Annotated in this window: 18 protein-coding genes; 4 read left to right on the top strand and 14 right to left on the bottom strand. The window is 39.4% G+C overall.

The genetic code is table 11. From position 1 onward, the window contains the following. Nucleotides 1-45 precede the first annotated feature (45 nt). The 9 genes from pheA to IGJ11_RS01740 all read right to left on the bottom strand — a co-directional run bounded on the left by pheA (nucleotide 46) and on the right by IGJ11_RS01740 (nucleotide 9,209). The gene (pheA, locus tag IGJ11_RS01780; RefSeq protein WP_034699462.1) at nucleotides 46-891 is read right to left on the bottom strand and encodes a prephenate dehydratase; all 846 of its coding nucleotides are present in this window, start codon (nucleotides 889-891) and stop codon (nucleotides 46-48) included. Further along, a complete protein-coding gene (locus IGJ11_RS01775; protein ID WP_010720175.1) occupies nucleotides 863-1,393 on the bottom strand; it encodes a shikimate kinase in 531 nt (176 codons plus the stop codon). Before IGJ11_RS01775 ends, pheA begins: the two co-directional genes overlap by 29 nt. After that, complete coding sequence (aroA, locus tag IGJ11_RS01770) at nucleotides 1,390-2,676, bottom strand: 3-phosphoshikimate 1-carboxyvinyltransferase (RefSeq protein WP_088745418.1); 1,287 nt, start codon at nucleotides 2,674-2,676, stop codon at nucleotides 1,390-1,392. Before aroA ends, IGJ11_RS01775 begins: the two co-directional genes overlap by 4 nt. A gap of 4 nt (nucleotides 2,677-2,680) precedes the next feature. After that, nucleotides 2,681-3,760: a prephenate dehydrogenase gene (locus tag IGJ11_RS01765; RefSeq protein ID WP_207433221.1), complete on the bottom strand. Its 1,080-nt coding sequence runs from the start codon at nucleotides 3,758-3,760 to the stop codon at nucleotides 2,681-2,683. Nucleotides 3,761-3,772: 12 nt separating this feature from the next. Then, nucleotides 3,773-4,936, bottom strand: a complete 1,164-nt coding sequence (gene aroC, locus IGJ11_RS01760) for a chorismate synthase (protein WP_010720178.1) — start codon at nucleotides 4,934-4,936, stop codon at nucleotides 3,773-3,775. Beyond that, the gene (gene aroB, locus IGJ11_RS01755) at nucleotides 4,937-6,001 is read right to left on the bottom strand and encodes a 3-dehydroquinate synthase (RefSeq protein WP_207433223.1); all 1,065 of its coding nucleotides are present in this window, start codon (nucleotides 5,999-6,001) and stop codon (nucleotides 4,937-4,939) included. 15 nt (nucleotides 6,002-6,016) lie between these two features. Beyond that, nucleotides 6,017-7,036, bottom strand: a complete 1,020-nt coding sequence (aroF, locus tag IGJ11_RS01750; RefSeq protein ID WP_438772263.1) for a 3-deoxy-7-phosphoheptulonate synthase — start codon at nucleotides 7,034-7,036, stop codon at nucleotides 6,017-6,019. A 638-nt stretch (nucleotides 7,037-7,674) separates the two neighbouring features. Next, nucleotides 7,675-8,979, bottom strand: a complete 1,305-nt coding sequence (locus IGJ11_RS01745) for a DUF438 domain-containing protein (RefSeq protein ID WP_010720181.1) — start codon at nucleotides 8,977-8,979, stop codon at nucleotides 7,675-7,677. Beyond that, on the bottom strand, nucleotides 8,976-9,209 hold the full coding sequence (locus IGJ11_RS01740) for a DUF1858 domain-containing protein (protein WP_034699449.1): 234 nt from the start codon (nucleotides 9,207-9,209) through the stop codon (nucleotides 8,976-8,978). Before IGJ11_RS01740 ends, IGJ11_RS01745 begins: the two co-directional genes overlap by 4 nt. Nucleotides 9,210-9,591: 382 nt before the next feature. Here IGJ11_RS01740 and IGJ11_RS01735 point away from each other — a divergent pair, with 382 nt between their 5' ends. Genes IGJ11_RS01735 through IGJ11_RS01725 form a run of 3 tightly spaced genes read left to right on the top strand, consistent with a single transcriptional unit; the run spans nucleotide 9,592 to nucleotide 11,745 of the window. Next, nucleotides 9,592-10,980 (top strand): Y-family DNA polymerase, encoded by a 1,389-nt coding sequence (locus IGJ11_RS01735; RefSeq protein ID WP_207433225.1) that lies wholly within the window; start codon nucleotides 9,592-9,594, stop codon nucleotides 10,978-10,980. Next, nucleotides 10,943-11,440 (top strand): hypothetical protein, encoded by a 498-nt coding sequence (locus IGJ11_RS01730; RefSeq protein ID WP_053765838.1) that lies wholly within the window; start codon nucleotides 10,943-10,945, stop codon nucleotides 11,438-11,440. Before IGJ11_RS01735 ends, IGJ11_RS01730 begins: the two co-directional genes overlap by 38 nt. 59 nt (nucleotides 11,441-11,499) lie before the next feature. Further along, nucleotides 11,500-11,745, top strand: a complete 246-nt coding sequence (locus IGJ11_RS01725; RefSeq protein ID WP_207433227.1) for a hypothetical protein — start codon at nucleotides 11,500-11,502, stop codon at nucleotides 11,743-11,745. Nucleotides 11,746-12,009: 264 nt separating this feature from the next. Here the strand turns inward: IGJ11_RS01725 and IGJ11_RS01720 are convergent, their stop codons facing one another. The 5 genes from IGJ11_RS01720 to IGJ11_RS01700 form a co-directional block, all read right to left on the bottom strand. Next, nucleotides 12,010-13,590: an alpha-rhamnosidase gene (locus IGJ11_RS01720; protein ID WP_207433229.1), complete on the bottom strand. Its 1,581-nt coding sequence runs from the start codon at nucleotides 13,588-13,590 to the stop codon at nucleotides 12,010-12,012. 18 nt (nucleotides 13,591-13,608) lie between these two features. After that, complete coding sequence (locus tag IGJ11_RS01715; protein WP_010720187.1) at nucleotides 13,609-14,940, bottom strand: MFS transporter; 1,332 nt, start codon at nucleotides 14,938-14,940, stop codon at nucleotides 13,609-13,611. Between the two features lie 302 nt (nucleotides 14,941-15,242). Further along, the gene (locus IGJ11_RS01710) at nucleotides 15,243-16,214 is read right to left on the bottom strand and encodes an AraC family transcriptional regulator (RefSeq protein WP_010720188.1); all 972 of its coding nucleotides are present in this window, start codon (nucleotides 16,212-16,214) and stop codon (nucleotides 15,243-15,245) included. Between the two features lie 111 nt (nucleotides 16,215-16,325). After that, entirely contained in the window at nucleotides 16,326-17,666 is a 1,341-nt protein-coding gene (locus IGJ11_RS01705) for an MFS transporter (RefSeq protein WP_207433231.1), read from the bottom strand. A gap of 17 nt (nucleotides 17,667-17,683) precedes the next feature. Further along, nucleotides 17,684-19,675 carry an amylo-alpha-1,6-glucosidase gene (locus IGJ11_RS01700; protein ID WP_207433233.1) on the bottom strand — a complete coding sequence of 664 codons (1,992 nt, stop codon included), beginning with the start codon at nucleotides 19,673-19,675 and terminating at the stop codon, nucleotides 17,684-17,686. Nucleotides 19,676-20,138: 463 nt separating this feature from the next. Between IGJ11_RS01700 and IGJ11_RS01695 the strand changes: the two genes are divergently transcribed. Then, the gene (locus IGJ11_RS01695; protein WP_207433235.1) at nucleotides 20,139-21,104 is read left to right on the top strand and encodes an AraC family transcriptional regulator; all 966 of its coding nucleotides are present in this window, start codon (nucleotides 20,139-20,141) and stop codon (nucleotides 21,102-21,104) included. The last annotated feature ends 136 nt before the right edge of the window (nucleotides 21,105-21,240 follow it).

Here is a 21,240-nt window from a genome sequence, read left to right as displayed (position 1 = left end):
GGACTAAAGATCGGTTTTTGTCCCCGTCCATCTTGTTTCTTTTAGTCATTCATCGATGTGATAAACCGGATAACAACCAACCAAATGCGTAGGATAGCCTTGCTCTTTTAGCACTTCAATCAGCTCATTCACCTTGTCGATCTTGTCATCGATAGCAACATCGATAACAAAAAAGTATTCGCCTAACCGCGTTTTTTGTGGGCGTGATTCGATTTTTGTTAAATTCACTTGATTATTAGCAAAGACCGAAAGAACTTGATAAAGCGCCCCAGGTTTATTTTCTGGCAAATCCACAAAGAATGTCGCTTTATGACTGTTTTTTTGTAATTTTGCATCAACAGGCGCGGCACTTAGAACCCAAAAACGGGTCTCATTAGTTGCAATGGACTGGATATCTGATTGCACGATGGTCAACCCAAATTCGTTTGCAGCTTCTTTGGAGCCGATCGCACCTAGACATTCTTCTGGATGGGTTGCTACTTGTTGGGCTCCTTGGGCAGTGGAACCTACTTGTTCAATCTCGACCTTTGGAAAATTTGCCCGTAGAAAAAGTTGTGATTGGGCTAATGCTTGCGGATGACTACAAATCTTTGTGATATTTCGCCAGTTGGCTTGTTGGGTCGGATGGACCATCAATTGTTGTCGGATCGGCAGAACGATTTCTCCTTGAATAGAAGGTAATGTCTCATACACATGATCAAGTGTTGGCAAAACAGAACCTTCAATCGTATTTTCGATTGGCACCATTGCATAAGTAATCTCTTTTTCTAATTGTGCATCGATCAAATCAATCAAGGAATCATAAGAAAGAAAAGTACCTTGTTTGAAATAACGTGTGGCTGCACTATAAGTAAAGGAACCTTTAGGACCTAGATACCCAATTTTCATCATTATTTTCTACCCACTTTATGATTTCTGTGATAATTTCGTCTGGCGATTTCTTAGACGTATCTATCGTGATTTTTGCTAAACTTTTGTATATTTTTTCCCGTTCCCACATGATCTCACGTAGTTTTGTGTCACTATTCTTTAACGCTAACGGTCGAATATTTGTTTGATCTTGTCGTATCCGTTCGATCAAGATATCGGCTTCTCCTTTTAAATAAATGACTTGTTGCTGTTTTAATAGTTCCTGATTTTCTTTCTGTAAGACAACCCCGCCACCAGTAGCGATCACTGCCTTTTTTTGTAAAATTGTTTTTAAAAGAGCGGTTTCGTGGTCACGAAACGCGGCTTCTCCGAAGGTAGCAAAGTATTGCTCAATGGAACAGCCTAATTGTTGAACTAAATAGTCATCCATATCGATGACTGGTTGATCCAATCGAGCCGCTAGTTTCTTACTGATCGTCGTCTTACCAGCGCCCATAAAACCGATCAATACAAGTGACGTCATGATGGGTCCTCCTGAACCAATTTGGCTAGATCCGTAAAAAATTCAGGATATGAAATATTGACTGCTTCAGGATTGAGTAATTCGACAGGTTCTGCGGTTAGTAAAGCGGCGATTTGTAACATCATCCCAATTCGATGGTCCCCATGGCTATCCACTGTCGCTCCATGTAAAGGTGTTGGTCCGTGAATAATCAAACCATCTTCTGTCGGTTCAATGTTCGCACCCATTTTCGTTAATTCTTCCGCAGTTGCATCAATCCGATTTGTTTCTTTGACTTTTAATTCCTGAGCATCACGAATGATGGTTGTGCCTGTTGCTTGAGTAGCAGCTAATGCAATGATTGGTAACTCATCAATCAAGCGTGGGATGATTTCTCCCTGGATCTCACAAGCATGGAGTTGCGCAGAACGGACAATCAAATCTGCTGCTTGATTTTGCTCATCCAGCTGTCTTTCTTCAATATTAGCACCCATTTGCATCAACACATCGAGAATACCTGTCCGTGTCGGATTGATTCCTACTTGTTTTAAGAGGACTTCACTGTTTGCTAAAATACTTGCTGCGACGAGATAAAACGCAGCCGAAGAAATATCCCCTGGGACAGTGACTTCTTGGCCGATCAACTGCTGTGGTCCAGTGACTATAATTTCTTTTCCTTCCACTTGGATCTTCCCACCGAATTGTTTGATCATCTCTTCGGTATGGTTCCTTGACTGTTCTTTCTCGATGATTTTAGTGGTTCCTTCGGCTTGTAAAGCTGCAAAAAGGATAGCAGACTTCACTTGCGCACTAGCAATGGGCATGTGATACTCGATCCCGTGCAATGTATTTCCAGTTACTTTTAGTGGAGGAAATTCAGCTTCGGCCGTTCCTTGTAAATCAGCACCCATCTCACGCAATGGCTTCATCACACGTTCCATCGGACGGCGATTCAAAGAAGCATCCCCTGCAATCTCAGAAGTAAATGGACAGCCTGCTAAAATTCCTAATACTAAGCGCATCGTTGTGCCAGAATTTCCTGCATCTAGCCTGGAAAATGGTGCTGTTAATCCTTCAAATCCTTTTCCTTCAATCATGATTTGTTCATTTTTTTCGGTAATACGTACCCCTAATTGCTTAAAAACTGCAATCGTACTTAAACAATCTTCAGCTTTTAAAAAATTATTGACGATCGTAGTTCCTTTGCTGATTGCACCAAACATGATGCTGCGATGGGAAATCGATTTATCAGCAGGAATCACTAATTCTCCATTGATCCCATTTTTAGCTGTCAATAGTTTCATGACTTCAACTCCTTATCCAACAATGAAATTTTTCGGCTTCGATCAGCTTCTGTCCTTTAAGTAAATCCGCTTGATTTTTAAAAGACAACTCTAACACACCAAAAATATCTTCTCTTGTTTCTTGGATGCTCAAATTAATAATGGAAAGATTTGCCTGACTTAGTACGTTAGTAACTTTTGCGACAGCACCAGCTATATCGGGAATATCGACATATAAATCATAAAAAGCTGGAATCGCTCCTTGTTTTTTCCGGGGCAACTGATCCCGTGTTTGTTTTGCCTGCACAAAGAACTCTTGAATCGCCGATTGGTTTTGATCAATCAGTTCCTGTTTTAACGTTTCCATTGCGCCTTGCCAGTCTTCCAACAACTGAATCATCATTTCTTGGTTCGTCATTAAAATATCCGTCCACATTTGGGGATCCGATGAAGCAATCCGTGTAATATCCCGGAATCCGCCAGCGGCTAATTGTGAGGCACGTGGATATTTTTGATTCAGCTGCTCACTGATTTGTACTAATCCTGAAGCGACAATATGTGGCAAATGACTTAGCACCCCAACAATCTCATCGTGATCTTTGGCAGTTAAGCGAACAAACTTTGCTCGAGTAGGACGTAGTAAAGCGATCAGTTCTTCTGTACGTTTACTTTGACAGTCATCCGTTACGATATAATACGCTTCTTCAAATAAATACGGATTGCCTGCTTTTACTCCTGATTTATGTGAACCAGCCATCGGATGCCCACCAATAAAATCAAATGGGAGTTGCTTTGCTAGCGCCATTATCGTCGCTTTCGTACTTCCGGTATCACTTACTAATACTGTTTCTTTCAAGGGAAGTGTCGCCAAACAGTTGAGATACTCCAAGCTAACTTGAACTGGAACGGCAAGGATAATCACATCCATTTGACTAGCTGCCTCGATCCCTGTGACAACCTGATCGACTAACTGTGTTTTTTCCGCTATTTCTCTTGTTTCTTCTGAATGATCCCAGCCATAAAGGGTAATTGCTGACCCTTTGATCGCTCGGCATAAGGAAGCGCCAATCAGACCCAATCCTATGACAAACACCTTTTTTTTCATCGCTACCTCCGATTAGAATTCTTTGGTCATTTGGCGGTGATTTGCAACGGCTTTTTTTAATTCTTGCATATTATCTGCTGGAAAATGCTCAAGTATCTCGCGAACAAGAGTGGTCGCAATCACATGCTCTGCGACGACTGAAGCTGCTGGAACTGCCGTACTATCGGAACGTTCCACACTAGCTTTATAAGGTTCTTTAGTATCGATGTTCACGCTCATGAGAGGTTTATATAAAGTAGGAATTGGTTTCATCACGCCCCGAACAATAATCTGTTCTCCGTTGGTCATTCCACCTTCAAAGCCACCTAAATGATTACTTGCTCGGTGATAGCCGCTTTCGTCCCAAGTGATTTCATCCATCACCTGTGATCCTGGTAACGAAGCAGCTTCAAACCCAATTCCAAATTCGACTCCCTTAAAAGCATTGATGCTTAACATCGCTTGAGCTAGCTTACCGTCTAATTTTTTATCCCACTGTACATAGCTCCCTAACCCTGCTGGCACATTTTCGACCCGAACTTCCACTACACCTCCCAAAGTATCTCCTGCTTTTTTAGTAGCATCGATCAGGGCTTTTACTTCCTCTTCAATCATTAGATCTACCATGTTCACTTCGGAGATAGTCGTCTTTTCTTTGATTTCTGTCACGGTCAAATTCTCTGGCACATTCGCTTTGATTCCTCCAAGGATCGCTACATGACTAGCAATCTCTATATCTAAAGCAGCTAAAATCTGTTTTGCTAGTGCCCCGATTGCTACTCGCATCGTCGTTTCTCTTGCGGAAGAACGCTCTAATACATTTCTAAGATCATGGTGTTGATACTTCATACCACCAACTAAATCGGCATGACCTGGTCTTGGTTTAGCCACTCGTCGTAGATTTTCTTCTTTTTCAGAAACTGGAGTAACTGACATCACCGTTTGCCAGTTCTTCCAATCTTTGTTCGTGACAGTCATTGTGATCGGTGAGCCTAATGTTTTGCCGTGACGAATACCCGACGTGATTGTCACTTGATCTTTTTCAATCTTCATGCGCCCACCTCGACCATAACCACCTTGTCGTCTAGCTAATTCTTGATTGATTGCCTCAATCGATAAGGTTAAGCCTGCTGGAACTCCTTCAATAATCGCTGTCAAATTAGGCCCATGTGATTCTCCTGCTGTTAAGTAACGCATTTACTCACCTTCTTCTAAATAATTTTTGATTGCTTCGATTGGGATCGATTGGATTTTTGCCTGACCGATTTTTTCTAATAAAATAATTTTCAACTGTTTTCCCCGGGCTTTTTTATCATGAGTGATCGCCTGGAACAACGCCTGTTCATCCCATGGTTCGTAAGAAATGGGCAACTGATACTTTTGGATCATCTTGATAAGTTGTTGCGTCGTTCCTTCAGGTGTTTCTTTCCTTTTTTCAGCATTCCGACTGATTTGTACCATGCCGATCGCCACTGCTTCTCCATGACTAATCTGTCCATATCCCGCTGTTTGCTCGATAGCGTGTCCGATCGTGTGACCAAAGTTGAGGAACAAACGACTGCCTTGATCAAATTGATCTTCTTCTACTACTTCTTTTTTTACACGTAAAGCTTTTTCGATCACTAGCTCGCTATGTGCTACTAAATCAGCTACATCAATAAAACGAGCTAACTCTCTCCAAAGACTTTCATCCTTGATCGCACCACACTTGATGATTTCTGCAATTCCTTCTTGGATCCTTTTTACTGGTAATGTCGTCAGCGTTTCTGGATCAATCAACACACCGTCTGGCTGTGCAAATGTGCCAATCATATTTTTGGCGTTTGGTGCATTGACTGCTGTTTTGCCACCTATGCTTGAGTCTACTTGTGCCAATAAGGAGGTAGGAATCTGTACAAAAGAAATTCCTCTCATGTAAGTTGATGCCACAAAACCAGCTAAATCACCTACAACACCGCCACCTAGAGCAATAATGCCATCACTTCTCGTCAATTGTTCAGTGGCTAGAAAATCATATAATTTAGCAGCCATCGACAGTGATTTACTTTCTTCGCCAGCCGGAATAATATAATTCACAACCTCATACCGATCGGCTAATTGTTGTTGTATCTTTTGACCATAAAGCGGAAAGACATTTTCATCACTAATGATCGCAATTTTCTTTTCTTGCCATAAACCGGAAAGCCAATCTGCGACTTGATCTAGTGCGTTTCGCTGGATGATGATCTCATAGCTTTTTTCGGGTAAGACAACTTCTAACATCCGTGTTTCTCCTCTCTATAAAGCGTTGATTTTCTTCATCGCTTCTACTAAGATGTCCACTTCATTCATCATTTTCAGGTAGTTTTTCTCATTCAATGACTGCTGTCCATCAGACCAAGCATGAATCGGATTAGGATGGATCTCTACAATCATTCCATCTGCCCCACTAGCAACACCTGCTCGTGCCATTGGTGTCACTAAGTCCCAGACACCCGTTCCATGACTTGGGTCAACGATGATCGGGAAATGACTTAATTTTTTGATCAGTGGTACGGCACTTAGATCGAATGTATTTCTAGTAGCTGTTTCGTAAGTGCGGATTCCGCGTTCAATGAAGATGATGTTTGAATTGTTTTGAACTGCAATGTATTCAGCGGCATTTAACCACTCTTCGATCGTACCTGAGATGCCACGTTTTAAGCCAATTGGTTTTCCTGTTCGTCCTACAGCTTCTAATAAACGGAAATTTTGCATATTTCGTGCGCCGATTTGAATGATATCTGCGTATTCACTGACCACATCGATATGCGCTTCATCCATCACTTCGGTAATCACTTTCAAGTCATAATGATCCGCAGCTTTACGCATCATTTTCAACCCTTCTTCACCTAATCCTTGGAAAGCGTATGGTGACGTTCTTGGTTTGTAGGCACCACCACGTAAGATTTTAGCACCACCAGCCTTAGCCATTCGTGCTGTCTCCATGATTTGCTCTTCCCCTTCGACAGAACAAGGACCAGCCATTGTCACAAAACTCCCATCACCGATTTTCACTCCAGCTACATCAACGATCGTATCTTGAGGATGAAATTCTCGTGACGTCAATTTGTACGTATTGGTAATCGGTACGGCACGTTCTACGATATCGTAGCGTTCAAACGGAACATCCCGAATTACCTTTGGATCTCCTAAAAGCCCTAAGACAAAACGATCTTTACCATGGTTGATCTGTACATCTAGCCCTTCTTCTTTAATACGTTCAATTACTTGTGTTAACTCACTTTCTTGGATACCTGGTTTAATGATTAGAATCATACAATAACTCCCTTTGTTTTTTATTTTGTGTTTCGCTTCATCGATTTCCTCGCTGTTTGATTGGATTACATAAATTCTTGCAAATCAATCGTTACTTTGCTTATACCTTGTTTGAATGCGTTTAGTTCCCCCTTTATGTAACAAAAAAAGCCCACCGTAGAAAATCCATCTACAGTGAGCCCCTGAATCAATCAAATAAAAAAGCCACTATAGATTTTTCATCTATGCGGCGAGCAAGTCATCTCAAACATCCTTAGCCATCATAGATACAAACAAACGCTGATGTTTGCACCCATAATCGTATGAATACAAACTTATCTAAAATAGCTAAAGTAATAATTATTCAGTTGTGAACTATGTGTGATTTTCATAATAATCGCTCCAAACTGATATAAGATTGAGTTTAAGTATAGAGATGTTTTTGAAAGAAGTCAAACAATTTCTTGAATAAAATGATCAAAGGGTATGAAAAAAGGGCTTTTACCTGATAAAAACTCCAATTTACCCACTAAATAGTCGCAGGAGAATGCTGAAAATACCACAGAAAAGTATCAACAGCATGTCCGGCTTCTACTTCTATAATCAAACGAGCCCAAAAGTGAGCTGAAATTGTTCTTTATTTTGAAATTTGCCCGCTCTTACAATCGTTTTTGTCCGTCTAACTTTTGGATCTCAGTAATATCTTGCGTGACTTCTAAGCACCCAAGATAATCACCTGTCTCATTTTTTAAAGCAAAGTAGCGAATATAAATTTTCCGTCCTCTCATATCAATCCAAAATTCTGCTGAATCCCTTGTTCCTGTACGGAAATCGTCAAGTATTTGTTGGACAAGATGCATGCTTTTTGGTGGATGACAGTTGACGACTTCACGACCAATGACAGAAGTAGTTCTTGGAAAGACCCGTTTCTTTCCTTCTGAGAAGAAACGGACCCGATCCTCATGATCAACAAATGTCAAATCCACAGGCAACACTTGAAACAAGGCAACTAATTGCTCCAACTGTAACGCTCCTGTCGGAAATTGCACAACTAAATCAGTCATAGGTGCTGTTTCGACTTGAACTGCCTCTGACGTAAACTCTTCGATCCCAAGACCAGCAGCAATACCATCGGTCGTTTCTTTAGCTTTTTTGATGGCTAATTGACGAGCTGGTTCCCGTTCGCTTTCTTTTTCGAGTGATTCTTGGCTTGGCTTCCATGGAAGTGGTTCAGGGATAAACGCAAAACCGATATCAAAGCTGTCATGAGCGATTTGTTCCCAATCTTTAAGGCTAAACACATCTAAGGTCATGGGTACCATGATCTCCTCTTCCTTAAAAATCATCTCTTCAATTTCTGTTTTTACTGCTTCCCATTTTTCGGATAGCGGATTATAAGCCGCTTTGTCTGTAGCTAAATAAGCATTCAGCGCTTTGATCATTTCACGGATATCATCATCTACACCCCACATCACTTTAGGTGGGGCTGAGATTCCGTATTTTTCCATATAAGAAAAGATCAACGTTTCTTTTCGTGCATAATGCTTGTCGATCTGCAATAAATCAGTCAAAGCGTGTTGCAAGCGTTCCTTTTGTGACCAATCTCCTTTAGCCATTTTTGCCAATAACCCGTCAATTTCATCCGTCAATAACGACTGCAACACTTGGTTTTCTAACTTTAAGGTATGGATCGGGTGTCCTGGTTGTGCATGTTCATAATTGGAATGATGGATCTCATTGATCGCTCCTTTAAAAACAGCTGCATGGATATTACATAACTTTTGGATTTCTGACGGATCAAGACCGCTTTGAATCAATGCTTTTTCCGCAGCAGTGATTTCTGTAACATCGACTCCCTCAAATTCTTCATTGAACAATCGTTTTGCTTCTTCAAAAGAACCACCTTTATGTAAAAGTGACAGGATTTCAACAATCCGTTCTTGTCGTTGATTCGTGGGTTTCATTTTACCAATCCTTTCACAATAAATCCTGATGTTTCAAAGGCAGTAACAATTTGTTCTAAAGGAATTTTTTTCATTTGAGCCCCTTTAGGAATCGTCATATAGCGACCAGCAGTTTGCAACATCCCAGGTTGGTTGATGGCATTAAATCCTAGCTCTGCCATGATTTGTTTGACTTCTGGATACTCTGTAACTAATTCAAATAATGTTTTGGAAAAATCGATCTCTCTCATTTTACTTCCTCCTTCATTGAGAATCGTTCTCATTCAATTGGATTCATTATAAACGATTTTGTGCACTTTTACACGATAATTTCAAAGCAAATCTTTTTTTACCATTCTAATGATGAGTATATCTAGGCTCATTCTTTTTTCAGTGTAAAATTTCCTAATGACTTTCTGATCAGCAAAAAATAAAATAACTTTTTTTATTAACTAATGAGGTCATCCTGCTGTTTTTTCTTTCAATTAATTTTGCTTCAGATACTACCCATTTCTCTAAACGATAAAAAGACAACAATCTTCTTTTCCACTTTTTTTTACCCATTCCATCACGTTTTTTTCGTTGACACAAAACACGAACATGTGTTCTAATCAATAAGAAGAGGTGACGAATATGATTCGAAATCAAAATCCAGTCTTTGATTACACAAAAGAACCTTCGAGAGATATTCTTTGCATCGATTGTAAGTCGTTTTATGCTTCTGTTGAGTGTGCCGAACGTCATTTAGATCCTCTAACAACCAAACTCGTCGTCATGTCCTATCCGTCAGGGAAAACCGATGAACGTGGGAGCGGCTTGATCTTAGCTGCTAGTCCAGCCGCAAAAAAAGCCTATCATATTACAAATATCAGTCGAGCAAGAGATTTACCCTTTCCCTATCCCGACGATCTTTATATGGTCCCTCCACGAATGGCTTACTACATGAAAAAAAATACCGAGATCAATGCTGTTTATAAAAAGTACGTGGATGAAGAGAATCATCATGTCTATTCTGTCGATGAAAGCTTTCTTGATGTCACCAACAGTTTGAAACTTTTTAAAGTCAAAAGTGCTTGGGATCTAGCTGAAATCATCTATCAGGATGTCTACCAACAAACAGGAATCCATACAACTATTGGGATTGGTGATAATCCACTACTAGCTAAGTTAGCGTTGGATAACGGTTCTAAAGGAAAAGAGCGAAAGGCCGAATGGCGCTATGCAGATGTGGCAGACAACGTTTGGCGTATTCCTTCTCTCACCGATTTTTGGGGAATTGGTCATCGGACAGCCAAACGACTCAAACGACTGGGGATTCATTCTGTTCATGATTTAGCTCATGCGGATTATTACCAACTAAAAGAAAAATTTGGAGTGATTGGCACCCAGCTTTTTGCCCATGCTTGGGGAATTGATCGAAGCTTTTTGGGAGAAGACTATACCCCCAAATCAAAAAGTATTGGGAATAGTCAAATTTTGAATCGTGATTATACAAGGCGTGAAGAACTTGAAATCGTTCTCAAAGAAATGGCTGATCAAGTCGGAACTCGTCTGCGGCGTGAACATGCGAAAGCGCAAGTTGTTAGCTTGTGGATGGGCTACTCTTTAGGTTATCGAGATCGTCTAGGGAAAACTGGATTTCATCAACAACTAAAAGTTGAGCCGACAAATTCTAGTCATGAACTCAGTCTCATTTTATTGAATCTTTTTCGTAAACATTACCAGCATCAAGACATTCGCAGTGTCGGTGTCAACTGCTCCAAACTAATTTACACAGACAGTCTGCAATTGAATCTATTTGCAGATCCCGATGAACAAGTCAACGATGCCAAAATCGATTTTGTCGTTGATCGTATTCGCCAAAAATATGGGTTCAGTGCAATTGTCCATGCCCATAGCTTATTAGAAGGTGGCCGTGCGATCGCAAGGAGTTCACTCGTTGGCGGACACGCTGGTGGTCATGCCGGTATTGAAGGTGAGGGCTATGCGTCGAACAAAAAAAGAATTTCTCGACTACAATGAATACCGAGATCGCCCATTCGGATTAAAATGGGGCACCGCATTCGCTATGGAAGAGCTAGTCACTGGGATCAAAAAAAATGAAGCGTGGGCAGTGAAAGAGATTCGTCCGTTGGAACAAATGTCTCGAGAAGAAATGGATAGTGTTTTATTAGAGGCTTTTCTTTACCATAAAAAAGTAAGTCTGCAATTAAATACCAAGGATGAATTTGGCCGCTACTTAGAAAGCATCGAGGGTTTCTTTACTGGTGAAGCTTATCACGACTATTTTATCCTTGAAGAACAGACCGTTCACTGGTGTGACGTCCGACATGTTCAAATAAAACAGGAAGATAAGTGGTTTGATGTTTCCTATTTTCCCCAGTCAGTCACACAACATGAAACGTTAAGTAACCGAAGTCTTAACGAAGAGATCGTTCCGATCAAAGATGAATTTTACCAAAGTTTTCCTGAAGAAGAGTAGCGTTTTGCCATTGATCAGCATAAAATGCCTATTTCATTAAACTAGAAAGAAGTGATTTTTTGAAAACAGTCCATCAACATTTTGAAACGATCGCTATCACTGCGTTTATTGCCAAACAAGAAATCATTGTCCGCTGCAAGGATAACAACTCTTATCGAGGATTTGTCCAACGAGACATGACAGAAAAAGGATTTTCCTTAGATGAGCAATTGATTCATTGGGTGGACATCGTTGAAATCCAATTGACCGATCAATGCTTTCACTTTTGGGAAGATATTTTACATCTAAAGGAACCGACATCCTAACAAAGCCATATAATTGGAACACCTAATCCTATTATATGGAACGCATGGACTCCCCCCAAAAAACGTACAAGTCTTCTCGTAAGCGATAAACCTTTGATTATACGGATAAACTGCTCGTCCGTTTCATACTACAGCAAAAAATCTCAAAACCGCAAAAATGGTTTTGAGATTTTTTGCTTATGTCTAGGATGAATCAGTGAATCATTACTTAACGATCCAACTGTCTTTTTTTCAGTTGACAATGTAAAGTAACTGACTGCTTTTTCAATTTAGATATTTTTCGATCAAGTACGCTGGCGTACAGCTCCACGCATGGCAATAACTACTGATGATCGGGCTGCCATAAGGAGAAAAATCTGGTTCTTCTGGTTTAAAAGCTTCCCAAAAAGTGTCTGCTCCCAGCTGAATCATTTTGCCCCAATAGTTTTTCATTAACTGGATAGCTTCTTCTTGAAGTCCAGCTACAAATAGCGCTTCGACTACATGATGATACATATAAGGTGTAGCAATCCCTGTGATCGGAAAATGATGCGCAATCATCGTCTCCAAAATTTCTCGATTCATTGGTTGATCAAAGACCTCTGCTAAAACCATCCAAACTTGACTCGCCACATTGATTTCTCCGGTTGTTTCAATAATAAATTGCTTTTGTTCTTCATCAAATAATTGTTGCTTCGCAAACGCAATCAGTTTCTCTGTTGTTTCTTGGTAATGACTCAGTTGTGGATCTTTCATTTGTTCTGCCAACTGGTTGAATCGTTTCATCGCATAGATCAATACTGCTTGCCCTGCTGTACTCTTTTCAAACTCATTAGACCAGTCAATAAATACTGGCCACTCTTCTAACAAATTCAAGCGTCCCTCTTCATCGACACATGTCAGTGCTAGTTCCATCTGCTTTTTCGCTACTGGATATAAATCCTGCAAGACAACTGAATCTTTCGTCTGATGGTAAAAATCAGCTAAGATCACTGCAAAAAACAAACTATAGTCGAATAAAAACGTATCATCTGGTGTCAATTGCGGGGCTGTGAAAACATTGGCTGGAATCTTCCCTTCACTGGTCGTCATCCCACCAAATAAATAAAGACAACGTTTCGTTAAAGCTAAATCACCGAAAGTCGCATAATTCGCTAACGCTTGTAAACGTAAATCACCAATCCATAATCGGCGATCTCGTTTAGGCCCATCTTCAAAGACTTCTTGCATACAATCAAATAATGTTTTAACAGAAACTTGGTAGATGGAAGCAAGTTCTTCATCAGCAATCACAGGCTTTGGTAATTGGTCAAGTGACACACAACTTTCTGCGATAAAAAGCGGATCAGAAAAACTAGCTTGCCACTTGGGTGAAGTATCCAACACCTTTAGCTCAATATAACGACAGCTATATCTTCTTGGTAATTCTAAACGTGCCGGCAAAACATCAAGATGAATAAATTCTTCTTGGATCCAAGACCTTGACAACCAACCATCATACGCACTAGAATCGGTCGCAAGTTCAGCGGGTACTTCCGCAAATTTCAGTTGTAAATATAAAGGGGCATCCATTGGCGAACCAACCGAGTCAATGGACAGACTAAAATGCCCAACATAATGATCCCCTAAATCTAAGATAATCGCTTCATCCCTTTTTAAGGTATAATCAGCTAGTTGTTTGATTTCTTTGTCACTGTTAATTGCTGAATACCCATTCAAACCATGTGGGTCTTCAACGACTTCAGTGATTGCTACTGGTTCGATCTTCGTTTTCAAAAGCTTTGGTACATGTTGTTGTGCTTTGGTTAGCAGTGCCTCGTCCTTTTCCCAACGCACATCTTGATTGATTTGAAAAGTAAATGCCATTTTGCTTTCTCCTCTTCTTTACTTGGTGAACGATGCAGTCATTTTTCCTTCAGCCAACTCTTTATCCACCGGATCAATCACTGGGTATTTTTTCTGTAGACGCATCATGATTACTCCAGCAATTGTTGCTACTAAAACGATTCCCGCAAAGCCAAACATAGACGTCTGGATACGATCAGGAGCAACTAAGTAAGGGGTAACAAAGGCAAATAATCCACAACACATTCTTGAAAAACCATTGATGAACCCTTGAAGTGAAGCTCGTGTTTCTGCTGGGAAAGATTCTTGTGTCCACACTTTGTAGATTGCTTCTCCGGCTAGTGGATTCCCAAAATTATAAAAAGCAATTGTGATCGCTAATGCAATAAATCCTGCACCACCACCGATCAATGCCATACCTAACATTGCGCCAAATTGAACGACTGCCCCAATAAAGAAAGCTTTGTTTCTAAATTTACCACCTGCAACAGAGGCAAATGCAATCGTTGTTGCTAAAGAAATCACATTCAACCCGATCCCTAATCCTGTAGCTTGTGCTTGACTAGCTCCGGCATTTGTCAAAGCATAGGTTTGAAATTGTCCCCAAGTATTCGCTAAGAGGTTCCAACACACATAAAAAATCAAGATAGCGGCGAAAAAGCCAAGGTATTTTTGTTTGTTTTCCCCAAATAGTACTGTCTTGAAAGAAACTTCTTTCGAGTCGCTTGTCACTTTGGTCATTGCTTGTCGAGCAGCTCCGGCTTCATGAAATTGTCTAAACTTAGGTGAAAGTGTCCGCCATAACCAAGTGATCACTGCAAACGTAAATAAGATGGCAAAAACAATTCTTGCTCCTAACACACCTTCGATTCCCGATAAAAGAAATGAACAGATGTAAGAAATGAATATCCCCACTTGCCAAAAAATCTGTGTGGAAGAAATCAAACGAGCAGAAGTATGCTCATCAGGTGCATCATGAGAAACAACGGTCAAACTTAATGGTAAGTCTGCTCCAGATGCTACGCCCATGATAATCACGCCTAATAAGAGCATTGGGAAACTTGTGGCTAGAATACAGACCGCAGCTCCGATCGCGTAAAACAAATTGATCCAGTTAAATGAACGGATCAAGCCAAATGCTTTTGATATCTGTCCGGTAAACAGCGATCCGAAAGCGATTGCAAAAGTTAGCCCGCCAGAAACGATCCCGACTTGTCCAGTTGTCAGCTCTAGTCCCTTTTGCCAAACGGGAATCGTCGCTGAGAGTCCAACAATACAGCCAGATCCAAGCATGGAGCCAATTCCAGCAGCGACAGCTAGAGGCGAATACTCTTTGACCGTGGTAGTAGTTGATGCCTGTTGTTTCTTCATAAAAAACACTCCTTAAAATAAGTTTTATAAGTTCGAACAGTTAGAATTGTAAACGTATGAATTACTCAGGACTATAGCAAAAAAAGTGTTCTTTTTATCCAAATCACATTCGTATGCTTCAGCGAATCAAACAAGCGATTCTTTTTCGAACATTCAGGAGACGAAAAGAAGTTTCACACTTATCCAATACATTTGGAATACGCTTTAGTTAATCTTCGCTTTTCATTGCCAGTTCATGATTGGTCAAATCTTTTTTACAGATCACCTGAGAAAAAGGACTCGTTGCATCACAACTGCCTATTCTATTTTTTTAACAGACTATCTTTGAGTTCTTTAGGTGTCAGTTCTGTGTATTTTCCGACTAATTTATACAAAGAAGCAAGAGTTTCAAAACCAAGTTCATACGAGATTTCTTCAAAAGTTTTATTCGTTTCTCTCATCAACTCGATCATCGTTTTATACCGCAAAGAATTGATCAATTCTTGGAAAGAACTCCCTGTTTCTTTTTTCAATTTATTACTTAAATAATTTGCATTATAACCAAAATGTTTCGCTAGATTTTTCAGTGTCAGTTTTCGGAAATGAAGATCGATATATCGTAAAATCTCTAATAATTCCTGATTCTCACGTTGCGTAACATATTCTTCTAAATCACGGGTAAGTTCGATCAATAGTAAAGACAATCTCAGATTCAGTGCCCGCATATAATAGTCTTGTTTGTTGTAATATTCCAAAATCATTTTGTGCAATAACCCTTGCACTTCTAAGTTATCACCACAATGAAAATGGATAAATTCATCATGTTTTCCTTTTTCCTGCGAAGCATTTAATAGAAATTCATTGACCAATCCACGTGACTTCACCATATTGATCACGATGTCAGTCGTAATCGATTCCCCTTTCAATAAAATATTGATCAAAAGGTCTTCCTCTTCTAAAGGATCGATACGCTGAACGATTTCTTTGTCTAATAACAGCAATTCACCTTCTTTCAAGTGAATTTTCTTATCGTTGACATATTGGACACATGAACCAGACAACATATAGTTAAATTCAACAAATTCATGCGTATGTGCAGGCATTTCAGCGTAACGATGATGTTTATTGATAAAGATATTACCCTCTTTGAAAAATTGGTTTTTGGGCATTTTAGGTACTGCGACTGTCTCATAGGGCAACTGTTGGTCATTGATATTTTGACCATCAATTTGTTGTCGACATTCAATTTCGTTATTTTCCATCAAAAATGTTTTTAGTTGCTCAAAGGTAAACACTGGCATCCTCCCCTTTTTCTTCATTTTCAGTTAGCTTTTCGTCAATAGCAACCGGATCTTTTAGGTAATTAGGTAACTATCTTTCAGTCTAACGAACGAAAAAGCAGCAAATCAACCAATGGAAGGTTTTTCCTTAGTCGTAACAAATAAATAATTCGCTGGATAACCGATTTGGAAAACACCGAGCGTGATTAGGTAAAAAACAAGTGGTACTACAAAAGTAGAGAAAATAATGCCAAATGATGCGCTAGATAATTGCGCCTGATTCGCTACATAGCCTGTATAGCTCAAAACAAATCCTGGGATCGCTCCACCAATCGCCATCGCAAATTTCATGATAAAAGAATTCAATGAAGCGATCAGCGCTGCTGTTTCAATTCCCAACTCGTGTTTTATTTGATCCACGTTATCAGCAGATAAACTATACTGCAAAGTATTGGTCAGCCCTAAGCCAACTTGGACAGCAAGATAAGCCCCTAAGAAAATCATTTTCGATTGATGCACGCCGATCATCACGATCATCGCTAAACAGAGTAAAGATAATGCGCCAACATATACTTTTTTCTTCCCCCATCGCTTAGATAAACTAGGGACCAACACACCTGCTCCTAAAGCACCAAACAGTCCTAAAAAACTAGCGAAACTTAGCAATTTTGTGTCATTCAAAATATAGTTCAAATAATACAAAAGCGATCCACTAAAGATATTGCTTGCGGCGGTAATAAAAAGCATACTGATAAATAGGGTCATCACTGGACGAATTTTTAAGATAGCAAGCGCTTCTTTATAAGAATAGCCGCGCTCTTGCGATAATTCAGCGTGCTCTTCATTCCCTCTTTCTTTCAGTGCTAATGTACCAAAAATCGTGAAGAACAAGACGACTAGTACCGTTCCGACAATCAACAAGGTATACCCAGAAAGCCCATTATTGTAAGCGGAAAGGATCAACGGTGCCAAAATATTCAAACAAGTAGGTCCTACTGTATACGACACACCTTTTATGGACGACAAGATGTTTCGATCGGCTTCTTGATCGGTTAATACGGGGATCAAACTATTTAATGGGATATCCATTAAATCAAAAGTGATACCTAACAAAATATAAGAAATATAGATAACGACGATTTTTTGACTAGTAAAAAGTAACGGTGCAAACCAAACGAGTAAATAGTTGATACAACAAATCACTGTTCCCAGCACCAAAATCGGGCGATATTTGCCAAAGCGTGTCACTGGGAAACGATCGATCAAAAAACCTAATAAAGGATCACTGAAACCATCAAGTAGTCTGGAGACCAGAAAAAGCGTACTAACTACAGCAGGATTAATGCCAATTACATCGGTATAAAAAATCAAAAGGTACGTATTCAACAACGTCATCACTGGGATATTTCCGAGATTTGTTAAAGCAAAACCAATTTTTTCCTTTACACTGATTCGTGTTTGTTGCATTCCAATCCTCTCCTTTTTCAAATCAGTTGTTTGCTCTTAGTTGTTTCAAGGGAGATATCATAATTTTTTCCTGGCTCTAAATGAACCTCTTGTTGGTTGATACGGAGAATCCCTCCTTCTCGTGTCGTTGAAATGTGTAGCTGTTCTTGTTCTTTATTGATTGTGACAAGTCCATTTTTGATTGGTATTTGCATGTTTAGACTTTCAAAGGCAGCTAGATTAGGTTCAACGACGAAAGTTTGATATCCTGGTGAAAGTGGTCGGACACCTGCGAAATATCTGCCTAATAGATAGATTGGGCTTGCTCCCCAAGCATGGCATAAGCTTTTGCCAAAAGGATCCCCATACATTTCATACACTTGTTCGCCCGTTTCCTCAGGGATATATTCTTCCCAGAATGTCACTGCCCCTCTTTCAACCATTCCGCCCCAGTAATCACAGATGATTTGATACACTTGGTCTGTTTGACCCATTTTACATAGAGCATCTTGCTCGAAAAATTTGAAATAAGGTGTCGTGATCTGGGTAATTTCAGGGTTTAACAATACATGGGTTAAAATCTGTTCTTTCTTTTCTTGTTCCACTAAATCGAATAAAATGGCAAAAATATTGGCATGACGAGTTACGTGGCGCTTTTTCGATTCATAGGAATCAATAAATGCCTGCTTTTCTTCGTCCCAGAAATAGCTCATGACGTTTTCTTTTAGTTGTTGATACTTCTGTTCATAGTCATCTACTTCACCCAAAACAGCTCCACAAGTCATCATCGTTTGGTAAGCTTTAAGCAATAGAATTTGTTCTGCTGCCAAGGTTCCTTCTCGATCCATCTCCGTCCAATCAATAAACAACCAATCTTTTTCTCGCCCATAAATAAAGCCAAGTTCATTCGTTTGTGCTTGGAGATAGTCCATCATCGTCTTCATCTTAGGATAGATTTGTTTCAAGAAAACCGTGTCGCCCGTCATTAAATAGTGATTCTCAACAGCGATGATCCATAAAATCGAGTAGTCAACGATCGTATTCATATGTTGCTTGATTTCATTTTGCCCACGAAGCGCTAACATCGTTCGGGTATTGATTTCTTCATCGAAAAAGAGATATTGGTTGATAAAATAGCTTTGGTAAGCATCGCCTGACCAGATCCACCGATCTCGCTTGATCCCATCGATAAAGAACAATCCGCTACATAGGGTAAATGTTTCCACAGAAACTTCCCAAATCTTGTTTAAAAGGACATTGTCTGAAGAAAAAGCAGCATGATTGGTTAAAGGAAGGGATTCATGGATCGCCTCGATCTCAATTTCTTCCTTCGCAACATCTGGAACAAACAAATACCGAAAAGCACGCTTTCTTGGGATTGTTTCAACAGTAGCTGCTTTTTCCTTGTAATAGCACATCTCCACATCCAATGCTTCTGATGCAGATTCACCATAGCAAATCATAATCGGTTGTCCATGTGTCATTTTTTTGATTGCCAGTGTTCCGTAAACCGCACGACCATAATCGATCAATACCCCATCATTCTGTTCGTTGATTGAAACAGGTCTAACCACTTTTTTTTCAAAATAGACATGATTTGGATCGTTTTCTTTATCTAAATAAAGGGAACTCCAACCAGCTGGTAGTTCTTCAATAAAGTTACTTGCTCGCCAACCTAAATCACTCTTGATAACCTCTCCTTCGACAAAGACAGCGGGTAATCCAGTTGCGTTGCCTACAAAAATTCTGATTTTATTCTTTCCAGGCTGACAATTGATTGTTTCTTTAAGTGGATACTTTTTCCCATTCACTTCCACATAGCCAATCCCTGTTGCATAAACAATAAAAGAAGTTGGTTCTGTCAGTTCGTAGTAACGTTTGAATTTCACATTTTTATGACAATCATCAACGTTCCAATAAGCAGGCCAGTCATAACCTCTTTCTTCTCTTGAAAAATTTTGTAATAATCCTTGTCTGATTTCAAAATCTCCTGGGTACCATAACCATCTTGTTTGTTTTTCACTATTCATCTTCCACACTCCTTGGTTTTGGATCGTAGCAATGGTAATCATGCACGATTCTTTTTTCTCATTATCAATAACTGATAGTCTAAGCCTTTTGAACACATTGATTAATAACAAATGAAACAGCCCCGTATGTCTCACCCAAACTAGCGAAAGTTAAGCCAAATGAACACATTTGTTTAGTCATTTTGATAGCTCACTCTTCCTCAAAAATAGGTTAAAATTTTCCATTTTGCGCTTTCTATCACTTAAAAAAAAACAGAAACAGTCGTTATCAATCAACAGCTAAAAGATTTAAGTTCTCCTTCCTAAACACTTATGCTTTTTCTCCCTCTACATATTAACCGCTTTCATATTCAGGGAACAATTTCCAAAATCCAGAATGTTTATATCAAATCTACAGGTTTTTTGGTTAAGAAGTTGTGTTACATTAATAGCAAGGTAAGATGATCATTAAGAGGTGAAGTTCATGGAGAAATGGATCGCAGAGTTATTCAAAGAAACGGAAATCGAAAAATTGCAAAAAAAATCAGGTAAAAATATTAATACGATGAACCTCAACTATCATCGTTCGATCGTTCCAGAAATTCCTAAAAGTAAGTTCTTTGAGTTTGGATCAATCGCAATTAACAAACATCCAAGATTTTCTTACACACCCGCGCATACCCATCATTTTATTGAGTTGAATTTTTTATTCAATGGACAGTGCACCCAGCGTTTGAACGGTGACGTTTTTCATTTAGAAAAAGGACAGTTACTTCTGTTAGATAGTAAGGTTATCCAACAAATCGATTATGTAGGAGCAAAGGATATCTTGATCAATTTCCTCCTTGATATTCCAGCTATTCAAAATATTCTATTGCCTAATCTACCAAAATCCAATAATCTAATCACAGATTTTTTCTTTCAAGCAACCCGTTCGCCTACTGAACATACTAGTTATATCCTCCTAGACTTATCAATGAGTCCCTTAGCGTATCAGCTAATTAAAAGTTTGATGATGACCACTTATCAAAAAGAGTCTGTGCATAAGCAACTTTTGCTGAATTTATTATTTTCTTCACTGATGGTAGAAAGCGCCCAAGCACCAGTGATTATCACGAATAAAAAAACGATTCGTAATGAGCCGCTGATTCAAATCCTAGATTATATCAATGATCACTATGCAGAAATCACCTTACAGCAATTAGGAGAAACTTTTGGCTATAACAAAAACTATTTAAGCAACTTGTTAAAAAATAAAACCGGTAGTAGTTTCCAAGAGTTGATCGATCAAAAACGCTTATCTGAAGCAAAGCGACTCATGCTAGAAACAAACGATAGTCTAAGTACGATTGCCTTAAAAATCGGCTATAAAAGTGTCCCTTCGATTTTCAAACTTTTCCAAAAAGAAACCGGAAAAACACCTGATTATTTCCGAAAAAAACGGATGTAAAAAGAGTAGTTGAAACATGAATGGTACAACTCTCTAATTCCAACTGTAAAACAGTGACGAAAAGTTATTAACAAAAAAAATAACAAAAACCGCCTGAAACAATTGATATGTTTCAGGCGGTCCATTTATATTTTAC

This window comes from Enterococcus sp. DIV0691 (genome assembly GCF_051711145.1).
Classification (GTDB): domain Bacteria; phylum Bacillota; class Bacilli; order Lactobacillales; family Enterococcaceae; genus Enterococcus_B; species Enterococcus_B hirae.
Note: the sequence above shows the minus strand (reverse complement) of the source record. Positions and strands in the feature narration are given on the sequence as shown.

Bases quoted from the DNA above. Each gene is read 5' to 3' on its own strand.
- pheA (WP_034699462.1), bottom strand. From the start codon at position 891: ATGATGAAAATTGGGTATCTAGGTCCTAAAGGTTCCTTTACTTATAGT.
- IGJ11_RS01775 (WP_010720175.1), bottom strand. From the start codon at position 1,393: ATGACGTCACTTGTATTGATCGGTTTTATGGGCGCTGGTAAGACGACG.
- aroA (WP_088745418.1), bottom strand. From the start codon at position 2,676: ATGAAACTATTGACAGCTAAAAATGGGATCAATGGAGAATTAGTGATT.
- IGJ11_RS01765 (WP_207433221.1), bottom strand. From the start codon at position 3,760: ATGAAAAAAAAGGTGTTTGTCATAGGATTGGGTCTGATTGGCGCTTCC.
- aroC (WP_010720178.1), bottom strand. From the start codon at position 4,936: ATGCGTTACTTAACAGCAGGAGAATCACATGGGCCTAATTTGACAGCG.
- aroB (WP_207433223.1), bottom strand. From the start codon at position 6,001: ATGTTAGAAGTTGTCTTACCCGAAAAAAGCTATGAGATCATCATCCAG.
- aroF (WP_438772263.1), bottom strand. From the start codon at position 7,036: ATGATTCTAATCATTAAACCAGGTATCCAAGAAAGTGAGTTAACACAA.
- IGJ11_RS01745 (WP_010720181.1), bottom strand. From the start codon at position 8,979: ATGAAACCCACGAATCAACGACAAGAACGGATTGTTGAAATCCTGTCA.
- IGJ11_RS01740 (WP_034699449.1), bottom strand. From the start codon at position 9,209: ATGAGAGAGATCGATTTTTCCAAAACATTATTTGAATTAGTTACAGAG.
- IGJ11_RS01735 (WP_207433225.1), top strand. From the start codon at position 9,592: ATGATTCGAAATCAAAATCCAGTCTTTGATTACACAAAAGAACCTTCG.
- IGJ11_RS01730 (WP_053765838.1), top strand. From the start codon at position 10,943: ATGCGTCGAACAAAAAAAGAATTTCTCGACTACAATGAATACCGAGAT.
- IGJ11_RS01720 (WP_207433229.1), bottom strand. From the start codon at position 13,590: ATGGCATTTACTTTTCAAATCAATCAAGATGTGCGTTGGGAAAAGGAC.
- IGJ11_RS01715 (WP_010720187.1), bottom strand. From the start codon at position 14,940: ATGAAGAAACAACAGGCATCAACTACTACCACGGTCAAAGAGTATTCG.
- IGJ11_RS01705 (WP_207433231.1), bottom strand. From the start codon at position 17,666: ATGCAACAAACACGAATCAGTGTAAAGGAAAAAATTGGTTTTGCTTTA.
- IGJ11_RS01700 (WP_207433233.1), bottom strand. From the start codon at position 19,675: ATGAATAGTGAAAAACAAACAAGATGGTTATGGTACCCAGGAGATTTT.
- IGJ11_RS01695 (WP_207433235.1), top strand. From the start codon at position 20,139: ATGGAGAAATGGATCGCAGAGTTATTCAAAGAAACGGAAATCGAAAAA.